The 20,777-nt window shown below is 68.2% G+C and carries 17 protein-coding genes; 8 read left to right on the top strand and 9 right to left on the bottom strand.

The annotated features are described in order from the left end of the window. Positions 1 to 2 precede the first annotated feature (2 nt). The 5 genes from WHX56_RS11420 to WHX56_RS11440 all read left to right on the top strand — a co-directional run bounded on the left by WHX56_RS11420 (position 3) and on the right by WHX56_RS11440 (position 5,870). Positions 3 to 947, top strand: coding sequence for an ABC transporter permease (locus tag WHX56_RS11420; protein WP_129242950.1), 945 nt, complete (start codon positions 3 to 5; stop codon positions 945 to 947). Continuing rightward, positions 944 to 1,765, top strand: a complete 822-nt coding sequence (locus WHX56_RS11425) for an ABC transporter permease (RefSeq protein ID WP_287752671.1) — start codon at positions 944 to 946, stop codon at positions 1,763 to 1,765. The genes WHX56_RS11420 and WHX56_RS11425 overlap by 4 nt, the downstream gene beginning before the upstream one ends. Then, entirely contained in the window at positions 1,762 to 3,417 is a 1,656-nt protein-coding gene (locus WHX56_RS11430) for an ABC transporter ATP-binding protein (RefSeq protein ID WP_287752669.1), read from the top strand. Before WHX56_RS11425 ends, WHX56_RS11430 begins: the two co-directional genes overlap by 4 nt. A gap of 93 nt (positions 3,418 to 3,510) precedes the next feature. Beyond that, a complete protein-coding gene (locus tag WHX56_RS11435) occupies positions 3,511 to 4,131 on the top strand; it encodes a GntR family transcriptional regulator (protein WP_338881258.1) in 621 nt (206 codons plus the stop codon). A 179-nt stretch (positions 4,132 to 4,310) separates the two neighbouring features. Then, on the top strand, positions 4,311 to 5,870 hold the full coding sequence (locus tag WHX56_RS11440; RefSeq protein WP_287752620.1) for an ABC transporter substrate-binding protein: 1,560 nt from the start codon (positions 4,311 to 4,313) through the stop codon (positions 5,868 to 5,870). A 1,064-nt stretch (positions 5,871 to 6,934) separates the two neighbouring features. On the opposite strand, the gene WHX56_RS11445 is transcribed toward WHX56_RS11440, so the two are convergent. The 5 genes from WHX56_RS11445 to WHX56_RS11465 all read right to left on the bottom strand — a co-directional run bounded on the left by WHX56_RS11445 (position 6,935) and on the right by WHX56_RS11465 (position 12,499). Beyond that, the gene (locus WHX56_RS11445) at positions 6,935 to 8,500 is read right to left on the bottom strand and encodes an ABC transporter substrate-binding protein (RefSeq protein ID WP_129242940.1); all 1,566 of its coding nucleotides are present in this window, start codon (positions 8,498 to 8,500) and stop codon (positions 6,935 to 6,937) included. A 38-nt stretch (positions 8,501 to 8,538) separates the two neighbouring features. Beyond that, positions 8,539 to 9,675: a C45 family peptidase gene (locus WHX56_RS11450; protein ID WP_338881259.1), complete on the bottom strand. Its 1,137-nt coding sequence runs from the start codon at positions 9,673 to 9,675 to the stop codon at positions 8,539 to 8,541. Positions 9,676 to 9,825: 150 nt separating this feature from the next. Then, a complete protein-coding gene (locus tag WHX56_RS11455) occupies positions 9,826 to 10,596 on the bottom strand; it encodes a polysaccharide deacetylase family protein (protein WP_338881260.1) in 771 nt (256 codons plus the stop codon). After that, complete coding sequence (locus tag WHX56_RS11460; RefSeq protein ID WP_129242934.1) at positions 10,593 to 11,486, bottom strand: polysaccharide deacetylase family protein; 894 nt, start codon at positions 11,484 to 11,486, stop codon at positions 10,593 to 10,595. Before WHX56_RS11460 ends, WHX56_RS11455 begins: the two co-directional genes overlap by 4 nt. Further along, positions 11,486 to 12,499, bottom strand: coding sequence for a tripartite tricarboxylate transporter substrate binding protein (locus tag WHX56_RS11465; RefSeq protein WP_338881261.1), 1,014 nt, complete (start codon positions 12,497 to 12,499; stop codon positions 11,486 to 11,488). Before WHX56_RS11465 ends, WHX56_RS11460 begins: the two co-directional genes overlap by 1 nt. A 261-nt stretch (positions 12,500 to 12,760) precedes the next feature. On the opposite strand from WHX56_RS11465, the gene WHX56_RS11470 reads away from it, so the two are divergent. Further along, positions 12,761 to 13,531 (top strand): IclR family transcriptional regulator, encoded by a 771-nt coding sequence (locus WHX56_RS11470; RefSeq protein WP_129242931.1) that lies wholly within the window; start codon positions 12,761 to 12,763, stop codon positions 13,529 to 13,531. Positions 13,532 to 13,549: 18 nt separating this feature from the next. Here WHX56_RS11470 and WHX56_RS11475 read toward each other — a convergent pair whose 3' ends face one another. The 3 genes from WHX56_RS11475 to WHX56_RS11485 all read right to left on the bottom strand — a co-directional run bounded on the left by WHX56_RS11475 (position 13,550) and on the right by WHX56_RS11485 (position 19,328). Continuing rightward, on the bottom strand, positions 13,550 to 15,007 hold the full coding sequence (locus tag WHX56_RS11475; RefSeq protein ID WP_422393659.1) for an efflux transporter outer membrane subunit: 1,458 nt from the start codon (positions 15,005 to 15,007) through the stop codon (positions 13,550 to 13,552). Positions 15,008 to 15,069: 62 nt separating this feature from the next. Continuing rightward, positions 15,070 to 18,237 carry an efflux RND transporter permease subunit gene (locus tag WHX56_RS11480; protein WP_338881263.1) on the bottom strand — a complete coding sequence of 1,056 codons (3,168 nt, stop codon included), beginning with the start codon at positions 18,235 to 18,237 and terminating at the stop codon, positions 15,070 to 15,072. Further along, the gene (locus WHX56_RS11485; RefSeq protein WP_338881264.1) at positions 18,234 to 19,328 is read right to left on the bottom strand and encodes an efflux RND transporter periplasmic adaptor subunit; all 1,095 of its coding nucleotides are present in this window, start codon (positions 19,326 to 19,328) and stop codon (positions 18,234 to 18,236) included. The genes WHX56_RS11480 and WHX56_RS11485 overlap by 4 nt, the downstream gene beginning before the upstream one ends. Positions 19,329 to 19,549: 221 nt before the next feature. Between WHX56_RS11485 and WHX56_RS11490 the strand changes: the two genes are divergently transcribed. After that, positions 19,550 to 20,173 (top strand): TetR/AcrR family transcriptional regulator, encoded by a 624-nt coding sequence (locus tag WHX56_RS11490; protein ID WP_338881265.1) that lies wholly within the window; start codon positions 19,550 to 19,552, stop codon positions 20,171 to 20,173. Here the strand turns inward: WHX56_RS11490 and WHX56_RS11495 are convergent, their stop codons facing one another. Next, positions 20,174 to 20,554, bottom strand: a complete 381-nt coding sequence (locus tag WHX56_RS11495; RefSeq protein WP_129242921.1) for a VOC family protein — start codon at positions 20,552 to 20,554, stop codon at positions 20,174 to 20,176. Between WHX56_RS11495 and WHX56_RS11500 the strand changes: the two genes are divergently transcribed. Beyond that, on the top strand, positions 20,553 to 20,777 hold the full coding sequence (locus tag WHX56_RS11500) for a hypothetical protein (RefSeq protein ID WP_338881266.1): 225 nt from the start codon (positions 20,553 to 20,555) through the stop codon (positions 20,775 to 20,777). The two genes, WHX56_RS11495 and WHX56_RS11500, sit on opposite strands and share 2 nt — an antisense overlap.

The raw sequence follows: 20,777 nt of genomic DNA on the forward strand, positions 1-20,777 counted from the left end.
CCATGCTGCGTTTCGCGCTATCCCGTATCGTCATGGCCGTGCCCACGCTGCTGATCGTGGCGGTGGCCGTGTTCGTGATGATCCGGCTCATCCCCGGCGATCCGGCCCAGTTGCTGCTGGGCGACCTGGCCACGCCGGCCGCGCTGGCGGACCTGCGGGCGAAGCTGGGCCTGGACCAGACCTGGGCCACCCAGTTCGGCATCTGGTTCGGCAACATGCTGCACGGCGACCTGGGCACTTCCATCAATACCGGCCAGCCCGTGCTGCCGCTGGTGTGGGACCGCTTCCTGATCAGCGGCCGCGTGGTGCTGGTGGCGGTGCTGTTCGCCGCGCTGGTGGCCGTGCCGGCCGGCATGGTCGCGGCCTGGAAGCAGAACAAGGCGCCGGACCTGTTCCTGGTGGGAACGGCCACGCTGCTGGTGTCCATCCCGACCTTCTGGCTGGGCCTGCTGCTCCTGATCTTCTTCGGCCTGAAGCTGCAATGGCTGCCGGTGGTGGGCTACGTGTCCATCGGCGACGACTGGAAGGCCGGCCTGCTGTACCTGGTCATGCCCATCGCGACCCTGTTCCTGCACGAGATCGGCGTGCTGATGCGCATGGCGCGGGCCAGCACGCTGGAAGTGCTGCGGCTGGACTACATCACCCACGCGCGCGCCAAGGGGCTGTCCGAATCGGCCGTGCTGATGCGCCACGCCTTCCGCAACGCCTTCGGCCCCACCTGGACGCTGATCGGCCTGGTGCTGGGCAACCTGCTGGGCGGCATCGCGGTCGTGGAAACCGTGTTCACGATCCCCGGCCTGGGGCGCCTGCTGGTGGATTCGATCTTCGCCCGCGACTACCCCGTGATCCAGGGCTGCCTGCTGTTCGTGGGCGTGGTCTACGTGATCGTGAACCTGCTGATCGACCTCTGCTATCCCATCTTCGACCCGAGAGTGACCGCCGAATGAAAAAGCGAATCCCCGCCAACGCGCTGCTGGGCGGCGCGATCGTGGCGCTGATGATCGCCGCGGCGATCATGGGCGCCTTCTGGACTCCCCACGATCCGCTCAAGATCAACTTCGCGGCCCGACTGCGGCCGCCCGGCGCGGAATTCCTGCTGGGCACGGACGAATTCGGCCGCGACGAACTGTCCCGCCTGCTGGCGGGGGCGGCAAGCAGCGTCTGGATCAGCCTCCTGACCGTGACCTTCGCCATCGTCGCGGGCACGGCCATCGGCACCCTGACGGGCTTCGTGCGGGGCTGGACCGACCGCATCATCATGGCCTTCAACAATGCGCTGCTGGCCTTTCCCGGCCTGCTGCTGGCGCTGGGCCTGCTGGCCGTGGTGGGCGCGAACAAGTACGGCATCATCCTGGCGCTGGGCCTGGCCTACACGCCTTCGGTGACGCGCATCGTGCGCGGCACGGTGCTGTCCCTGCGCGAAAAGGAGTTCATCGAGTCCTCCCGGGTGCTGGGCAACTCCGAGCTTTACACCATGTTCCGCCACGTGCTGCCGAACTGCGTGGCGCCGCTGACGGTGCTGGCCACCTCCATGTTCGGCTGGGTGATCCTGGCGGAAAGCGCGCTGTCCTTCCTGGGCCTGGGCGTGCCGCCGCCCGCGCCCACCTGGGGCAATATGCTCGCGGCGGCGCGGCCGTTCATGGCGCAGGCTTCCTATCTTTCCATTCTTCCCGGCCTGGCCATCGCGCTCGCGCTGCTGGGGATCAACCTGCTGGGCGACGCGGTGCGAGACCGCTTCGATCCCCGCATGAGGGGCGTGCAATGAGCGCACTGGTATCCGTATCGAATCTGTCGCTGACGGTAGGCCTGGGCGGACGCGAGATCGTCAGCGGGGTGTCCTTCGACGTGGCGCCCGGCGAGATGGTCGGCATCGTCGGGGAATCCGGCAGCGGCAAGACCCAGGCCGCGCGCGCCATCATGGGCCTGACCCCGCCGCCGCTGGCGGTGGCGGGCGGCTCCATCCTGTTCGAGGGCGTGGACGTCACGAAAGCGAGCCCGGCTGTGCTGCGCAAGCTGCGCGGGGCGCGCATCGGCATGGTGTTCCAGGAACCCATGACTTCGCTGAACCCGTCCATGCCCATCGGGCGCCAGTTGGACGAGGGCCTGAAGCTGCACCGCAGGGACCTGCCGGCCGCCGCGCGCCGCGAACGTATCCTGGAGATGCTGCGCCGCGTGGGCATCCGCGATCCCAAGGCGGCGATGGAGGCCTGGCCCCACGAGTTCTCGGGCGGCATGCGCCAGCGCATGATGCTGGCCTCGGTGATGCTGCTGGAACCCGCGCTCCTGATCGCGGACGAGCCCACCACGGCGCTGGACGCCGTGGTGCAGCGCGACGTGCTGGAACTGATGGTGGACCTGACCCGCGAACACCATACGGCCGTGCTGATGATCAGCCACGATCTGCCCATGGTGGCGCGCTACACCGAGCGCATGGTGGTGATGCAGCACGGCAAGGTGCTGGAGACGGGCACCACGGCCGGCATCCTGGAGCGCCCGCAGCATCCCTATACCCGCAAGCTGCTGGACGCCATGCCGCGCCGGCTGGCGGCGCGTCCGCAGACGAAGGAAGCGCCCATCGTCGAAGTGAAGAACCTGGTCGTGGACTACGCGGGCCACCAGCGGCTGTTTTCCCGCACGGGCGCCAAGCGCGCGCTGAACGGCATCGACCTGCACGTGAAGCCGCGGGAAGTGGTGGCGGTGGTGGGCGGCTCGGGCTCGGGCAAGACGACGCTGGGCCGGGCCATCGCGGGGCTGCTGACGCCTACGTCCGGCCAGATCCTGTTCCGGAACCAGCAGGTCGGCCGCCGTTCGCCCGCGTGGCGCGACTACCGGCTGAATTGCCAGATGGTGTTCCAGGACCCGTATTCCTCGCTGGACCCGCGCATGACCATCGGGCAACTGGTGGGCGAGGGCCTGCGCATGCTGGACGACATGCCGGCCGCCGACAAGCGCCGCCGCGTGGACGAGGTGCTGGCGGAAGTGGGCCTGGGGTCCGAATATGCCAGGCGTTTCCCGCATGAGCTGTCCGGCGGCCAGCGCCAGCGCGTGGCGATCGCGCGCGCCGTGGTGCGGCGGCCCGCCTTCGTGATCGCCGACGAGCCGGTTTCCGCGCTGGACGTGACGGTGCGCGCGCAGGTGCTGGACCTGTTCGCCGACCTGCAGGAGCGCCATGGATTCTCCTGCCTGTTCATCAGCCACGACCTGGGCGTGGTCGAGCAGGTAGCCGACCGCGTGGTGGTGATGCGCGACGGCGGCATCGTGGAACAGGGCACCCGGGACGAGGTGTTCGACCGTCCGCAAGAGGACTACACCCGCAGCCTGCTGTCCGCGATCCCGGCGCTGGAATCCACCGAAGCGGGCGGAGTCCGCCTGCGCTGGCGGCTGGAGGGGCGGGAGGCCTTGCAGGCGACCGCGTAGGCCCTGGGGACGCCGCCGCCGCGAGCGGGCGCTGGCGCGGCGCGCACTTGCCCCTAAAATACGCGCTTCGGATTTGATTGACGGGAGGGGTCCATGCCGAAAGCGGCGGCGACACGGCCCGGCCTGGTTGATCGTATTGCCCATGATATCCAAGCGGGCGTATATGGTCCCGGCGCCTGGCTGAAACAGATCGACCTGCAGGAACGTTACGAGGCCAAGCGCCTGGACGTTCGGCGGGCGCTAGACCAATTGGCCGCCAAGCGGCTGATTGCGCACATCCCGAACCGGGGCTACCACGTGTACGCCATGGATCCCGACCTGCACCTGCAGATCCGGGATATACGCATCCTGCTGGAAACCGGCGCGGCGGCGGATCTGATGCCCAACGTCACCGCGGCCAAGGTGCGAGCGCTGCGCACGCTGGCCGAGCGCTTCGCCAAGCTGCTGCAGGACGGCACGCTGCTGGAACAGTACGAGGTCAACCTGGCTTTCCACGCCGGCATGTACGACATGTGCCGCAACCGCGAGCTGGCCGCGCTGATCCAGGAAACCCGCGCCCGCGGGCCCGCCGCGCCCGCCAAGGAATGGGTGACGCGCTCGCGCATCGAGATGTCCGCGCGCGAGCACTTCGACATGGTCGACGCGCTGGAGGCGCGCGACGTGAAGCGGCTGCAGAAAATCATCGCGGCGCACGTGGGCCAGGACATCTCCTGAGGGCATTCCTGCCCAGCCATCGCGGCGGCCATCCTGAAAAGGAGGCCGCCGCGATGCATTTGACGCTCCGTTTCAGGGATACCCCGTATGGCGGCGGCCGGCAGACCGTCCATAATTGTCGGATTATTTTGGCGCCAATATATGCGTGAATTTCGCGCCGCACGCCGGGGAGTCTTTGCATGCACCACGTTTTCGTTCCCAGAGCGCTCGCGCTCAGCCTGGCGCTGGCCGCCATCGGTTCGGCCCAGGCCGAACTGCTGACCGTCGCCCAGCCTGCCGACATCCGCTCGACCAACCCCGGCGTCAACCGCGACAACACCACCGACGGCGTGGTGCTCAACATCGTCGAAGGCCTGGTCGGCTACCGCGAAAACGGCACCGTGGGCCCCTTGCTGGCCAAGTCGGTGGACCTGTCGGAAGACGGCCTGACCTACACCTTCAAGCTGCGCGAAGGCGTCAAGTTCCACAACGGCGCGCCGTTGACCTCGGCGGACGTGCTGTGGAACTGGCAGCGCTATATGGATCCGAAGACGGATTGGCGCTGCCGCAGCGACTTCGACGGCCGCAACGGGCTGAAGGTGACCGAGGTGTCCGCGCCCGACGCCCAGACCGTGGTGATGAAGCTGGACCGCAAGTCCGCCGTGTTCCTGGATTCGCTGGCGCGCACCGATTGCGGCATGACGGCCATCCTTTCCAAGGATTCCGTCGCGGCCGACGGCTCCTGGATCAAGCCGGTGGGCACCGGCCCGTTCGCGCTCAAGGAATGGAAGCGGGGCGAATACACCCTGTTGTCGGCCTTCAAGGACTACGTCTCGCCCGCCGGCGACAAGCCGGACGGCTACGTCGGATCCAAGCGCCCGCTGGTCGACGAAGTGAAGTTCCTGGTCGTGCCGGATCCCTCCACCTCGAAGGCGGGCCTGATGTCCGGCGCCATCGACGCCGGCCAGATCACGAGCACCGACGTCGCCGAACTGAAGAACGCGCAGCGCCTGACCGTGTTCAGTCCGCATGACGCGACCAAGCACACGCTGCTGTTCCAGACGCAGGACCCGGTGCTGAAGAACGTGAAGCTGCGCCAGGCCATCGCGGCTTCGCTGGACATCCCGCAAGTGGTGGCCGCCGCCTCGGAAGGGCTGGGCCAGTTGAACAACTCCGCGGTGTACGCGGGTTCGGCCTACTACAAGGACGCCGAAAAGCGCACCTACAAGTACGACCCGGCCCGCGCGCAGCAATTGCTGAAGGAGGCGGGCTACAAGGGCGAACCCATCGTCATCTACGCCAACAAGCGCGCCCACGTGCCGAGCTACCAGGTGGCGGTGATGGCGCAGGCCATGATGCAGGCCGTGGGCATCAACGCCAAGATCGAAGTGCTGGAATGGGCCACGCAACTGGACCGCTACAACACCGGCAAATACCAGATCAGTTCCTTCACCTATTCGTCGCGGCTGGATCCGGCGCTGAGCTTCGAGCAGTTCGCCGGCGACAAGGCCAAGCAGCCGCGCAAAGTCTGGGACGACCCCGCCGCGCAGAAGCTGATCGACGAGAGCTTCCTGGAATCGGACCCGGCCAAGCGCCAGGCCCTGTTCGACCAATTGCACGCGCTGATGCTGGAGCAGACGCCGCTGCTGGTGCTGTACAACGGGGCCGACGCCTGGGCGAACAGCAAGCGCGTGCAAGGTTTCTCCGTCTGGGAAGGTAAGCCGCGCGTGTGGGAGACCAAGGTGGTCGGCGGGAAGTAACGGGAGTCGTTGGAACGTTGAGTTCTTGAGGCGCCGGCCGCGTCGGCGGCCCGGGGCGCGGGTCAACGATTGCGGTCCGGAGCCTTCGCTCCGGACTTCCCCTGCGTCATCCTCGTTGTCGCCTGCGGCGACTGCCTTCGGATTCCCTCGGGCTTATCGACTCCCCGCGCGCCCCAGGCCGCCGACGCGACCGGCTCTGTTCGTAGAAACCTGGCGGATGCCAGGGAGGGCGGTGTGCTTGGGGTTCCCTCCGACGGGGGAGTGGGGCGGAAGATCTTGCGGGGCCCGCCCCATGCCGGCCGCGCGGGCGGCGGGCATGAGGCTTACGCGGCGTCTTGCGGCTGGTGATGACGCTGCGCGCTGTTGTGGGGGGCGGTTGGTGTCTGACACCCCGATACGCTGCTTCAGGGCTGTAGCGTCTTGCCGTACGGGTGTCAGACACTTTGCCCTCGAGGGGTGTCAGACACCCGTACGAGACGGCCTACGGTTTGCGCCATTGCTTCCCGGGTGTCTGACACCCGTTCCGAGTAAAGCGCCACGCCCAATAACCGTCATTTCAACCCCGATGCCGGATGGGTGGCGCATACTGGCCTTTGCAAGCCGCCATTCGTCGCGCGCCACCCATCACCATCCCTCCCCAAAACCGCGCGAGCCATTGGTTATCCGCTCCCCGCACGCGCGCCAGCGCACCCAGCCCCAACATCAAAAAACGCGTATGCCCTTGGCGGCCGCCGGCGCGGCTGCCAAGGGCGGGCACAGTCAATCCCTGAACAGCACACAGGTCCAGCAGCGCTACAAGCCAATATGGAGGTAGCGCGTGGGCGGGGGCGCCAGGGTTGCGAGCAACCTCGATGCGCCCGAGGGAATCCGAAGGGAAGGCCGCAGGCCTGGACGAGGATGACGATGGGGAAGTCCGGCGCCTGCGCGCCGGACCGCGATCGTGGGCGCGAGCGGCCCTGACGCCCCCGCCCACGCGCGGCCTACGAAGCGACGACAAAGCCAAGAAGCCAAGAAGCCCGGCGGCAAAAAGCCAAACCGCCGAACCGCCAGCCTCCCGGCAATCCTCAATGCCCCGCGACCCTTTCCACTTCCCATGCCCGCGGCTTCTTCACCGCCCAAGGCTGGTATCCCTTCACATCGGCCCGATAAGCCCCGATATCCAGGCCGTTGTACAGCGGAATACTCGGCACGTCCGCCAGGAACAACTTGTGCAACTGATCGAACGCCGCCTGCCGCTTCGCGTGGTCCGTGTCCACCGACGCCGCGTCGATCAGCTTCAGCGCTTCGGGGCTATCCCAGACCTTGCGCGGCTGCTTCGCCTTGTCGCCCGTCACCATCTCGTAATTCAGCGCCGCGTCCAGGCGCGCGGAATAGGGGAAGGCCATCATCTGGTAGGTGCCGGCGTTGTAGCGGTCCAGTTGCGTGGCCCATTCCACCACCGACAGGCGCGCGTTGATGCCCACGGCCTGCAGCATGGCTTGCAGGATCACGGCCGAGTTGTACGACTGCGGATAGCGCTTGGTCGTCATCAGCACCAGTTCCTGGCCCTTGTAGCCCGCTTCCTGCAGCAGCTTCTGCGACAGCGCCGCGTCATAGCTCCAGCCCTGCTTCTGCGCGGCATCGTAGTAGGGCGACACCAGCGGCACGATGGAATTGTTGGGCTGGGCCAGCCCTTCGGTCACGGCGCCGGCCAATTGGGCGTAGTCGATGGCGTGGGCCAGCGCCTGCCGCATCTTGGGATTGGACAGCAGCGGGTCCTTGGTTTGCAGCAGCAGCGCCGTCATGCTCATCACGGGCGCGTACGCCACCTTGATGTTCGGCGTCTTTTGCAGCACCGGCACGTCGCTGTTGGACAGGTCCTCGATGATGTCGATGTCGCCGCGCTCCAGCGCGGCCTTGGCCGTGGAGTCGTCGGGAACGATGACGAACCGCACTTCGTCCACCAGCGGACGCTTGGATCCCGTATAGCCGTCGCGCGCGCCGCCTCGGTTGGCGTAGCCGGCGAACTTCGTCAGGCGCACGTATTCGCCGCGCTTCCATTCCGCTAGCGAGAAGGGGCCGGTGCCGATGGGCTTGTCCCAACTGCCGTCGGCCTTGACCGAATCCTTGTGCAGGATGCCCGTGCCGCCGCAGTCCGTGCGGGCCAGCGACGCCAGGAACAGCGCGCTGGGCTTTTCCAGCCGATACACGACCGTGTGGGCGTCCGGCGCTTCCACGGCCGCGACCTTCACGGTGCCGCGGCCGTCGAACTCGCTGGCGCAGCGCCAGCCCGATTTTTCCGCGGTGTAGTGCTGCCAGCTCCACAGCACGTCCGCCGACGTCAGCGGCGCGCCGTTATGGAACTTCACGTCTTCGCGCAGCTTGAAGGTGTAGGTCTTGCCGTCCGGGCTGATGTCGATCGACTTGGCCAACAGCGGGCGGACCTCCGCGTCCTCGCCGTAGGCGACCAGGCCTTCGACGATGTGCAGCACGACCGCGTCGCTGTTGCTGTCCCGGTTGACGCCGGGCTCGGTGGAACGGATGTCGGCCGTCAGCGAAATGCGCAGCGGCGCGGCTGCCTGTGCCCATGCCGTGCCGGACATGCCGCCCAGCGCCAGCGCAACCGCGGCGCTCAATAGGTGGATTTTCATGGCGATGTCTTCCTCGGGTCGCGCTGGCGTCCGCCTGTTCAGGCGGCGGCCAGCAGTTCGGGTTCGGCGTTCAGGCTGTACCGGGTGAAGCTGCGGCTCAGGGCGGGCAGCGGAGCGACCTCCATCAGGCCGGCGGCGGGCTCCATGATCACCATGGCGACCGTGGCCGACAGGTTGTCGTGGCTGCCCGGACGCGGCGGGCGGCACACCGAATAGGGGGTGCCGAAGTCGTCGAACAGGGCGCGCTTGAGGTCTTCCCGCGTCAGTTGCTGCTTTTCATTGAGCAGGCGGCGCACGCGCCAGTCGCGGTAGGCGCTTTCGGGCGTGCTGGCGCGGCCCGTGTCGCGCAGCTTGCCCAAGGCCACTTCGCTGACCCAGTGGTTGGCGTGGACGATCAGGTCGTCGCTGCCCGGGTAGATGGGGAAGGCTTCGTCGGTGGTGCATTCGTAGTCCACGCCGAAGCCCGCGGCCATGCCGATCATGATGTTGTTGGAGCAGGACTTGGGGGTGGTGGCCACCGCCTTGATGGCGAGCGCGAAATGCTCCTGCTCCAGCACCTTGCGACGGATCAGCGACAGCGGCACGCCCAGTTGGCGGAAGTCGCGGTCGGATTCCAGGTAGTTGGCGGTGATGGACACGCCCGCGCTGTTCAGGCCGCTGCGCGCCAGGCCGCCCGCTTCCACGAAGGTCAGGATGTCGGGGCCGTTATCGTTGCGCACGCGCAGCACGATGGCGGTCTCGGCGCATTCGGCGCGCCAGTCCCAGTTCTGGCCATGGATGAGACGGCCGTTGGCTGAGCGCGTGGGCAGGATCAGGGCGCCGGTGCAGCCGTCGCCCGGTTCGAGTTCGGCGGCCTTCTTCTTTTCGGCGCGCGCCTTGGCGATGACTTCGGTGCGCGCGTTGACCATGACGATGTCCTCGAAGGGCACGTCGGCGCCGGCGGCGATGCCGCGCATTTCTTCCAGGTAGTGCGGGGCGAAGCTCTCGATTTCGCGGGCGAAGCTGGCGATGAGCTGGGTGCGCGCCATGGCGTCATAGCCCAGGTCGACCAGCGTCTGGCCATACATGGCGGCGCTCTTGCGCACGCGGTCGGCGGCTTGCTGGCCATAGGAGCGGCCGCGGGCTTCGGGCGAGCCCGAAACCGATACGAAGGGAAATTGGGTGATCTGGGTCATGGACGGATGGCGGCGCGGCGCGCCTTGGGGTCGGGAGGTGGGAAATGTTTGCCGAAAAAATGTTAGCTTATTTTGGCGCCAATATTGCTCAGGGTTTACCAGGGCAAGAGGAGGGCCGGGCGTCGCGCGGACGCCCCGCGCCCTGTGGGATCAGCCGGCCGCGGCGCGCCGGGCCGCCAGGTCGGCGCAGGTCGTGAAGGCGGCGCCCGCCGCGCGGAAGCGTTCCAGCAACTGTTCGACTTTTTGCAGCCGCGCCGCGCGGCCGACGCCGTTGTCCGCGCGCGGGTGCAGCGTCAGGCAGGCGTAGCCGTCCGCCGCCAGCAGGGCATCGCCTTGCTCGACCCAGTGCGCGTAGGCGCGGTCCTGGGTGACGCGGCGGCTGAAGTGGGTGGCGTCGCACAGGCCTTCGCTCCAGGGCAGTTCCACCATGCCCGGCCCGCCGTCGGCGTCGAGTTCGTAAGGGGCGTCGTCGTCGATGGCGCTGCTGTCGTAGCGATAGCCCAGCCGGTGCAGCAGCGGCACGGTGCGGGGCGTGAAGGCGCTGCCCGTATAGCGGAACCCCTGCGGCGCGCGGCCCGTCAGCCCGGCCAGGCGGTCGCGGGCCCGTTCCAGGATTTCTCCTTCCCGGTCGCCCAGCGCGGCCAGGTCCTCGAAGGCATTGCCCTGGGAGGCCGCTTCGTGTCCGTCGCGCAGGCTTTGTTCCAGCAGGCCGCGGCAGCGCTCGGCCTCGAACGCGGGCCAGAACAGGGTGGCGCGGATGCCCTGCCGGCGCAGCATGTCCAGCACGCGCGCCAGTCCGCCGCCGTAGGTATAGCGGCCATGCGCGTCGCGGCCATGCAGCGAGGATTCGGGCTGGGCGGCGGCTTCGGGGCCGATGCCCTGCACGTTCAGGGTGACCAGTACGGTTTTGTCGGCGCTCATGCGCTTCTCCAGGCGTCGGGGCGGGCAAGACAGTGGCGGGCCAGCGCTTCCAGCGTCATGACGTGCACGTCGGGCTGGGCGGCGACGTAGGCCAGGAAACGGTCCAGCGCGGCGGCGCGGGCGGGCGTGCCGGATCCGCCGGCGGCCTTGGGATGCACGGTCAGGTGCACATAGCCTTCGGCCCGGCGCAGGGCCTCGAATTCCTGCACCCAGTTGTCATAGGCCTCGGCCGCGAGGCTGTGGCCCGTGAAATAGAACGGATAGTCATCCAGCGAGACGGTGTTGTTGGGCAGCATGACGAAGTCCGCCGCGCTGTCCGCGCCGTCCGGCAAATAGGGGCGGTCCTGGTCTTTCTCGCTGGCGTCGTAGCGGTAGCCCAGCTTTCGCAGCGTGGGCAGGGTGCGGTGGCTTTTGCGGCCGGACGGCGAGCACCAGCCCACGGGCGTCACGCCCAGTTCCCGCTGGATGATGCGGTGGGTTTTCTCCAGCAGCGCGGGTTCGTCCTCGCCCAGGTCCCAGGCTTCGTGCAGGTAGCCGTGCGCGGCGATTTCGTGCCCCGCCGCAAGGATGCCGCGGAACAGGTCGGGGTAGTGCTCGACGTCGTAGCCGCAGGCGAAGAACGTGGCGGGCATGCCGTGGCGGGCCAGGATGTCGAGGTGCCGGGGCACGCCTCGCCGGATGGCATAGCGGCCCGCGGTATAGGGGCCGGCGGGAAACTGCTTGCGGCCGACTTCGACCGCCGGGCCGTCGACGTGGACGGTGACGCAGAGCACCGCCCGCACCGGCGCCGCGTCCGCGGCGCGCAGGCCCTGGGCGCGCAGTTCACGGTCCAGCGGCAGCCAGGGGTTGGGGCAGGCGTCCGGCGGGACGCCGTAGGGAATCCGCTGCATTAGGTGGCCTTGATGTTGGCGTTCTTGATCAGGGCGCGCCATTTTTCGCTTTCGGTGGCGACGAAGCGGCCCAGTTCCTCGGGCGTGCCGCCGTGCAATTCCAGCCCGTTCTGCGTCAGTTGCGCCAGGGCGGGCTGCTTGAGCGCGCTTTGCACGGCGGCGTTGAGCGCCTGGACGATGGCCGCCGGCGTGCCCGCGGGCGCGAACACGCCGTTCCAGCCGATGGCCTGGTAGCCGGGAAAGCCGGATTCCGCCACGGTCGGTACCTCGGGCAGCGCCTGGGCGCGCTGCGCCGAGGTCACCGCCAGCGGGCGCGATTTGCCGCCCTGGATGAACTGTTGCTGGTTGATCACCACGTCCATCAGGATCGGGAACTGCCCGCCCAGGAAGTCGTTGACGGCCGCGGCGGCGCCCTTGTACGGCACGCCGGGCAGGTCCAGTCCCGCCGTGGCCTTGAGCAGTTCCATGGCCAGGTGCGCCGAACTGCCGTTTTGCGTGATGCCGTAGAAGTACTTGCCCGGATTGGCCTTGATGATCGCGACCAGCTCCTGGAGGTTGCGCGCCGGGAACGAGGGGTGCACGACCAGCACGTTGTTGTAGTAGCAGACCATCGATACCGGTTCGAAGTCCTTGACCGGGTCGTAGGCGATGTTCTCGTACAGGCTCTGGTTCACCGTGTGCGTGCCGGTGGATCCCAGCGCGATGGTGTAGCCGTCGGGAACCGACCGCGCCGCTTGCTGGGTGCCGATGATGCCGGCCGCGCCGCCCTTGTTGATGACGACGACGCTTTGCTTGAGCGCCTCGCCGATGCCCTGGGCCAGCGGGCGGGCCACCAGGTCGGTTCCGCCGCCCGCCGGGAAGGGCACGATGAACTGGATCGGGCGTTCGGACGGATAGCCGGCCGCCCAGGCGCTGCCGGGCCGGGCCAGCGCCGCGCTGGCCACGGCGGCCGCCGTGGCGCCCAGGAAATGCCGGCGGCTGATCCCGCCTTTGGTGCCGCAGGATTGCTTCATAGGTGTTCCCCTTATCGTGGTCCGCACACCCGCGTCCTCGGGATCAGGGGTGTGTGTTCGTTGATTGCGTAAATATCATTATTCGATAAAAATTTAGTCTTTCAAAGTTAAATTTATCTTTATTCGATAAAAATTCGATATTCGATAGATTGAAGAATGGGCGATGGGAAGACCCGATAGGCAGACTCGATCATGCCGGGTCCGGGCTCCGGCGCCTGTGATACGCTGCGCCCGACCCCGCGTTGTTCCTGCCCCGATCCCATGTCCACCCTGAAGCGAGCCCTAGCGATCCTTGACCTCTTCAGCCTCGAAACCCCGGTGCTGACGGCGGAAGAGATCATTTCCCGCCTGTCGTATTCGGCGCCCACCGGCTACCGGTACATCCGGGACCTGTCGGACCTGGGCTATCTGCTGCGCATGACGGGAGGGGGCTACAAGCTGGGGCCGCGCATCATCGAACTGGACCACCTCATCATCGACGGCGATCCGGTGCTGGGCGTGGCGCGGCCGATCATGCGGGAAGTGGTGGACCAGGTGGGCGGCGACGTGCTGCTCAGCGTGATCCACGGCCTGCGGATCCTGAACATCCACCACGAGCGCGGCCCGGACGAACTGGGCATTCCCCACGGGCGCGGCCGCGCGCATCCGCTGTTTCGCGGCGCCACGGCCAAGACCATCGTGGCGTTCCTGCCGCGCAAGGACCAGCGCCGGCTGTACGACGCGCACCCGGACGAGATCCGGGAACTGGGGCTGGGCGGGACGCTCGCCGAATTCACCGGCAACCTGGACAAGATCCGCGTGCAGGGCTTTTACTTGGGCGTGGGCGAGATTTCACCGGAGCGCGCGGGCATCGCGGTGCCCGTATTCCAGGAAGACCGCCGCATCTTCGGCGCGTTGACGGTCACCTTCCTGGCGACGCGGCTGAACACGATTGCGCAGGACAGGACGGCGGCGCTGCTGCAATCGGCCGCCCGCCGCATCGAATCGCTGGCGCTGGCCACGCGCATGAAGGAACAAGCCCCCGCGGCGTGACGCGCCGGCGCGCCGCGGCTATCGCTGCGCGGCTTCCCGCGGCGCGCGCACCGGAGACCCCATCGCCTGGAACAGCGCCGCCGTTTCGGTCAGGCGCGCATCGGCATAGTCGATCTCGCGCAGCCGGGCGGCGACGTAGTGCTGTTCGGCCGCGTACTCGGTATACGGAGGCAGCGCGCCCAGGCGGACGCGGCTGGCCGTATTGCGGTAGGACTGCTCCGCGGCCCGCCGCGACGCTTCGGCCGAGGCCAGCGCCTGCCCGCCCGCGTCCAGGCGGGACAGCGTGTCGGCCACGTCGCGGAACGCCGTCAGCACCGTTTGTTTGTATTGCAGCAGGGACGCCTCGTAGCGTTCCTTGGCCGCGTTGCGTTCGGCCAGCAGCGCGCCGCCATGGAAGATGGGCTGCGTCAGCGACGCGCCGATGGCCCAGATGGAGCCGGCGCCCGACATGGCCGTGGCCCAGTTGAAGCCGGCCTGGCCCATGGATGCCGATAGCGACAGGCTGGGGAACAACTGCGCCGTGGCCGTGCCCACGTCGGCGGCCGCGGCCTGCACCACGGCGTCGGCCAGCAGGATGTCGGGGCGCGAGGCCAGCAGCTCGGACGGCACCGCCACCGGCACCTGTTCCGGCACCGCCAGCGCGCCGAAGGCCAGGTCGGGCGGAGCCTGGTCGGGGTTGCGGCCCAGCAGCACGGCCAGCGCGTGCCGCGTGGCATGCCAGCGCGCGCGCAGTCCGGGCAGCGACGCTTCCAGCGTGGCGGCGTCCTGGTCGGCGTCCAGGGCGTCGTTCTGCGACGCGGCGCCCAGTTCGTAGCGGCGCTGCGTATCGCGCGCCACCTGCCGCGCCAGCACCGCCTGTTTTTCCGTCAGGGCCACGCGTTCGGCCAGCGCGGAGGAGGCGATGGCGCCGGTGACGATGTTGCCCGCCAGGGAGCGGCGGGCGGATTCGAGCCGGAAGGCCTGCTGCGCCACCTGCGCCGCCAGCGACAGGTTGGCGAAGCGCGCCGCGCCGAACAGGTCCAGGTCGTACCTGGCCTGGATCTGGCCGGTGAAGACGTTGTAGCGGGCCGTGGGTTCGGGCAGGTTCGGCATCGTGAGCGCGCGCCTGCGCGAGGCGTCCGCGCCCGCGTCCACCGAGGGCAGCAGGGACGAATTCACCTGCCCGCGCAGTTGTTCGCGCGCGCCGGCAAGATTGCGTTCGGCGGCGGCCAGGTCGGGGCTGTTGGCCAGGCCCTCTTCCACCAGGGCGTCCAGCGCGTCGGAACGGTAGCGCTTCCACCATTCGGGCACCGGCCGGGCGCCCGGTTCGAAGCGCTGCGCCACGCCCTGGGCCAAGGCGCCCGTGGCGGGCGCCGGCTCCACGCCATACTGCGCGGGCTGCGCCACGGCGGGCGGTTTGCCGCTGGGCGCGAAGGCGCAGGCGCCCAGGGCCAGCACCAGGGGCAGGGCGGCGAGGCGGATCGGGAATCGGGTCATGCTCATTGGATTACCTCCACGCTGCGCATTCCGGTATTCGCCCTTGGGGCGGCCCGGCGGGCTCATGTTCCCCGCTCCACGGTGTCGCCGGCGTTCGCGCCCGGCGGCACGCCTTCGGGTTCGTCGCGCTCGTCGTGGCGGACGCGGAACCAGGCGGCGTACAGCGCCGGCAGGAAGAACAGCGTCAGCACCGTGGCGCTGGTGATGCCGCCCATCAGAGCGGTGGCCATGGGGCCGAAGAAGTTGCTGCGCAACAGCGGGATCAGGGCCAGCACGGCGGCCGCGGCGGTCAGCGTGATGGGCCGGAAGCGCCGCACGGTGGCGCCCACGATCGCGTCCACGCGCTTGTGGCCGGCGGCGATGTCCTGTTCGATCTGGTCCACCAGGATGACGGAGTTGCGCATGATGATGCCGAACATCGCGATCACGCCCAGCATGGCCACGAAGCCGAAGGGCTTGCCGAACATCAGCAGCGCGGCGACCACGCCGATGAGGCCGAGCGGGGCGGTCAGCACCACCATCAGCACCCGGGCGAAACTCTGGAGCTGCACCATCAGCAGCGTCAGCACGGCAATCGCCATCAGCGGCATCTGGGCATTGATGGACGACTGGCCCTTGCCGCTTTCCTCCACCGGTCCGCCCACTTCGACGCGGTAGCCGACGGGCAGGCCGGCGCGCAGGGTGTCGAGCTTCGCGTCGATGGCGCGGGTGACGTCGATGCCCTGGGCGCCGCCGGTCACGTCGGCCTGCACCGTGATGGTGGGCTGGCGGTCGCGCTCCCAGACGACGCCATATTCCAGGCCGTAGCGGACGTGGCCCAGGCTGCCCAGCGGCACCGCGCCGTTGGGGGTGGGCATGGCCAGGGTGGCCAGGCGCGCGGGGTCGACCCGTTCGGCAGGCGGCGCGCGCAGGCTGACGTTGATCAGCTTGTCGCGCTCGCGGTACCGCGTCACCGCGTAGCCCGACAGCGTCATGGCGAGGAAATCGGAAATGTCGCTGGAACCGATGCCCAACTCGCGCGCCTTCTGCTGGTCGATCTCGAAGCGGACCGAACGCTCGGAGGGCTCGTCCCAGTCGAACTGCACGTTCGTCGACCGCTTGTCGGCGCGGACTTCGGCGGCCACCTGTTCGGCCACCGCGCGCACTTCAGAGATCTGGTCGCCGCTGACGCGGAACTGCACCTGGAAGCCCACGGGCGGCCCGTTCTCCAGGCGCGACAGGCGGGTGCGGATGGCGGGGAACGCCTCGCGCAGCATGGGTTGCAGCCATTGCGCCAGTTTTTCCCGGTCTTCCACGGAATGGGTGGTGATCACCAATTGGGCGAAGTTGGGGGTGGCGAGCTGCTGGTCCAGCGGCAGGTAGAAGCGCGGCGCGCCGGTGCCGACGAAGCTGACCGAATGCTTGATCTCGGGGCGTCCCTCCAGCGCCTTTTCCAGCCGCTCCACCTGGCGCAGCGTGGCCGCGAACGAGGCGCCTTCCTGCAGGCGCACGTCCACCAGCAGTTCGCTGCGGTCGGAACTGGGGAAGAACTGCTGAGGCACGAGCCCGAAGCCGGCCATGGATACCGCGAACGCCAGCACCGTTCCTCCCAGCACCAGGTAGCGCCGGTCCACGCACCACGCCACCCAGCCGCGCAGACGCAGGTAGAAGCGGGTGTTGTAGATGTCGTGTTCGTGGTCGTCGGGCAGATGGGCTTCGCGCTTGCGCTCGGGCAGCATCCGGTAGCCCAGCAGCGGAATCAGCACCACGGCGGCGAACCACGAGGTGATCAGCGCGATGGCCGACACCTGGAAGATCGAGCGGGTGTACTCGCCCGTGCTCGATTTGGCCAGCGCGATCGGCAGAAAGCCCGCCACCGTGACCAGGGTGCCGGTCAGCATGGGAAAGGCGGTGCTGGTATAGGCGAACGCCGCCGCGCGCGCGCGGCTCCAGCCCTGCTCCAGCTTCACGGCCATCATTTCGACGGCGATGATCGCGTCGTCCACCAGCAGGCCCAGGGCCAGCACCAGCGTGCCCAGCGATACCTTGTGCAGGCCGATGCCGAACATATCCATGAACAGCGCCGTGACCGCCAGCACCACCGGGATGGAAATGACCACCACCATGCCGGTGCGCAGCCCCAGCGAGACCAGGCTCACGATCAGCACGATGGCGACCGCTTCCGCCACCGAGCGCAGGAATTCGTCGACCGAATGCGACACCGCCCGCGGCATGCTGGACACTTCCTTCAACGCGAGGCCGGCGGGCAACTGGGCCCGCAGTTCGCCGAACTTGGCGGTCAGCGATTCGCCCAGGCGCACCACGTCCTGCCCGGGCTGCATCGTGATGCCGATGCCCAGCGCCAGGCGGCCGCCCAGCCGCATCTGTTCCACGGGCGGGTCGTCGTAGCCGCGGCGGATCGTGGCGATGTCGCCCAGCCGCACCGACTTGCCGTCGATCCGGATCAGCGTGTCCGCCAGTTCCCGGGTGTTCGCGTACTGGCCGGTGGGCCGCACGAACACGCGGTCGTCGGCGGTGGTCAGCGTGCCGGCGCTCGCCACGGCGTTCTGGCTGTTGATGGCCTGCGCGATCTGCTGCGGGGACACGCCCAGCCGGCTCAGTTGCGTGTTGGCGATTTCGACGTAGACGTGTTCGGGCTGTTCGCCGAAGTAGTCCACCTTGGCCACGCCGGGCACGCGCAGCAGCACCGTGCGCAGCTTGTCCGCGTAGTCGCGCAGTTGGGCGGGCGAAAAGCCGTCGCCCTGCAGCGTGTAGATGTTGGTATAGACGTCGCCGAATTCATCGTTGAAGAACGGGCCTTGCACGCCCTGGGGCAGCGTCGCGGCGATGTCGCCGACCTTCTTGCGGACCTGGTACCACTGCTCGGCCACGGTGCTGGCGGGCGCGGAGTCCTTCATGGTGTAGAAGATCAGCGATTCGCCCGGCCGCGAGTAGCTGCGCATGAAGTCGGTATTGGAGGCCTCTTGCAGCTTCTTGGCGATGCGGTCGGTGACCTGTTCCTGCACCTGCTGCGCGGTGGCGCCGGGCCAGAGCGTCTTGATGACCATGACGCGGAAGGTGAAGGGCGGGTCTTCGGACTGCGCCAGTTTCGAATACGACAGCACGCCGAACAGCGTCACCAGCGCGATGAGGAAAACGACCAGCGGCTGGTGGCGTAGCGCCCACGCCGACAGGTTGAAGCGGCCTTCTTCGTGGCGCCGGGCCGGCGCGTCCAGGTCGGCGCGGCTCATGAAGCGTAGTCCTCGGGATGCAGCGGCGGAACGGGGCGCACTTTTTCGCCGGCCGTCACGGTGTGCACGCCTTGCCATACGACGCGCTCGCCCGCCCGCAGTCCCTGGGCCAGGGTGACGGTGCGCGCGTCGTAGCGCAGCACGCCGACGCGGCGCAGCTCCAGGGTGTCGTCGCCGGCCTTCACGATCCAGACCGCGGGCGCGGGTCCGTCATGGAACAGCGCGGTGGCGGGCACGGTGTAGGTGGCCGGCCCGTCGCCGGACCGGTTGTCGAAGCTGATATTGGCGGTCATGCCCAGGCGCACGTCCGGCGTGGGCGCTTCCAGGGTGAGCTTGGCGCGATAGGTGCGGCTGCGCGGGTCCGCGGCCGGCGAGATCTCGCGCAGCACGGCGGAATACGTCCGGCCGGGCAGGGGGCCGAGCGCGACGCTGGCCCGCTGGCCGATGGACAGGCCTGCCAGCACGCTTTCCGGCACGTCGCAGATGGCGTCGATGTCGCCGGACCAGGCCAGGCTGTACACCGGTTCGCCGGCGGCGACGTTCTGGCCGGTGTCGGCCTGCTCCGCGGTGATGACGCCCGCGTGGTCGGCCTGCAGCGTCGTGTACTTCAACTGGTCGGCCGACAGCGCGGCCTGCTGCGCGGCCTGGTCGCGCTGCGCCAGCGCCGCGGCGTAGGCGTTGCGGGTCTGTTCCAACTGGGTCGCGGCGATCAGGTTTTCGCGGGCCTGGGCGCGGTCGCGGTCCAGTTGCTGGCGCGCATAGTCGAGCTGATGCTGGGCGGCCGACAACTGCGCGCGGGCGCTGGCCGCGTTCTTGCTGGCATCGGCCGGGTCCAGCCGGGCCACGGCTTGCCCGGGTTCGACCGTATCGCCCAGTCTGACGCTGCGTTCGATGATCTTGCCGCCCACGCGGAACGACAGCGGCGTGCTGTAGCGCGCCTGGACCTCGCCCGGCAAGGTCCAGACCGGCAGGCGTTCGTCGGCCTGCGCGGGCATGGCGACGACGGGGCGCGGAGCGGGCGGGGGGGCTTCGTGGCGGCCGCAGCCGGCCAACGCCAGCGCCAGCGCCGCCGCGGAGGATAGCGCCAGCATGCGGGGCCGGCCGCGGGCGGGAAGGGAGGGCGCCGCGTCGGCAGCGGAGTTGCGGGCGGCTGGGCGCGCGCAAGGGCCAGGGCAATTCACGGAACACCTCGCGGCGCGGAAAAGGACGGGAAGGGGGCCGGATCTGGCCCGATACGGCCTGGATTCTAATACAGGTATGTATTTGGATTCAATATTGAATCTGAAATAGGACCGAATGCTAAACTCGCGCCATGTCAAAAGTCCGTCTTACGCGAGAGCAAAGCCGTGATCAGACGCGGCAGCGTCTGTTCGACGCCGCGCAATCGATTTTTCTTGCCAAAGGGTTCATGGCCGCCAGCGTCGAGGACATCGCCGAGCAGGCGGGGTACACGCGCGGGGCGTTCTATTCCAACTTTTCCAGCAAGTCGGAACTGTTCCTGCAATTGCTCAAGCGCGACCACGAAAGCGTGATGGCCGACATGCGCGCCATCTTCGAGGACGGCGAATCGCGGGCGCAGATGGAAGCCCGCGTGCTGGAGTACTACTCGACGCACTACCGCGAGAACGATTGTTTCCTGCTGTGGATGGAAGCCAAGCTGCAGGCCGCCCGCGACCCGGATTTCCGGGTGGGCTTCACGACCTGTCTGCGCGAACTGCGCGAGGCCACCACGGAATACATCCGCCAGTTTTCGGCGCGGGTGGGCACGCCGCTGCCGTTGCCGGCGGAACAACTGGCGCTGGGCCTGCTGGCCCTGTCGGACGGCATGCAGTTCAGCTACGCCTTCGATCCCCAGGCCGTCACCCCGGAAATGACCGAGGCGGTGCTGGCGGGCTTCTTCCGCCGCGTGGTCTTCGGCGACGCCAGCCCGCAATAACTACGGCAGCAGTTCCGATATCTCGATCAGGTTCAGGTCCGGGTCGCGCAGGTACACCGAGCGGATCCTGCCGGTCGCGCCGGTGCGCGGCACGGGGCCTTCGATGATGGCGGCGCCCGCTTGGCGCAACTGGGCGATCACGTCGTCCAGGGGGCGGTCGGCGATGAAGCACAGGTCCAGCGCGCCCGGCACCGGCAGGTGGGCCTTGGGCTCGAATTCGCGGCCGCGCACGTGCAGGTTGATTTTCTGGTTGCCGAAGCGCAGCGCCTGCCGGCCTTCGCCGAAGGTTTCCAGGCGCATGCCCAGGACGCGGGTGTAGAAATCCACCGTGGCGCCGGGGTCGGTGCAGGTCAGGACCAGGTGGTCCAGGCGATCGATCATGAACGTCTCCGTATGTCAGCCAGCCTCAGGGCGTGATAGTAATCCTCGCGGAACCCGGCCACCCGCCGCTGTCCGCGCCAGCTTTTCCGCCCGTCCCGCCGCCAGATTCCTGGCGGCTTTTTGCTTTCTGGTTCCGCCAATAACCCTGCGCTATCGCGGGGATTGTGCAAGCCATTTTGACGAAATCGCGGATATCATTGATTATTCCAAGAATAATCTTTGA

Source organism: Achromobacter veterisilvae (assembly GCF_037619525.1).
GTDB lineage: Bacteria > Pseudomonadota > Gammaproteobacteria > Burkholderiales > Burkholderiaceae_B > Achromobacter > Achromobacter veterisilvae.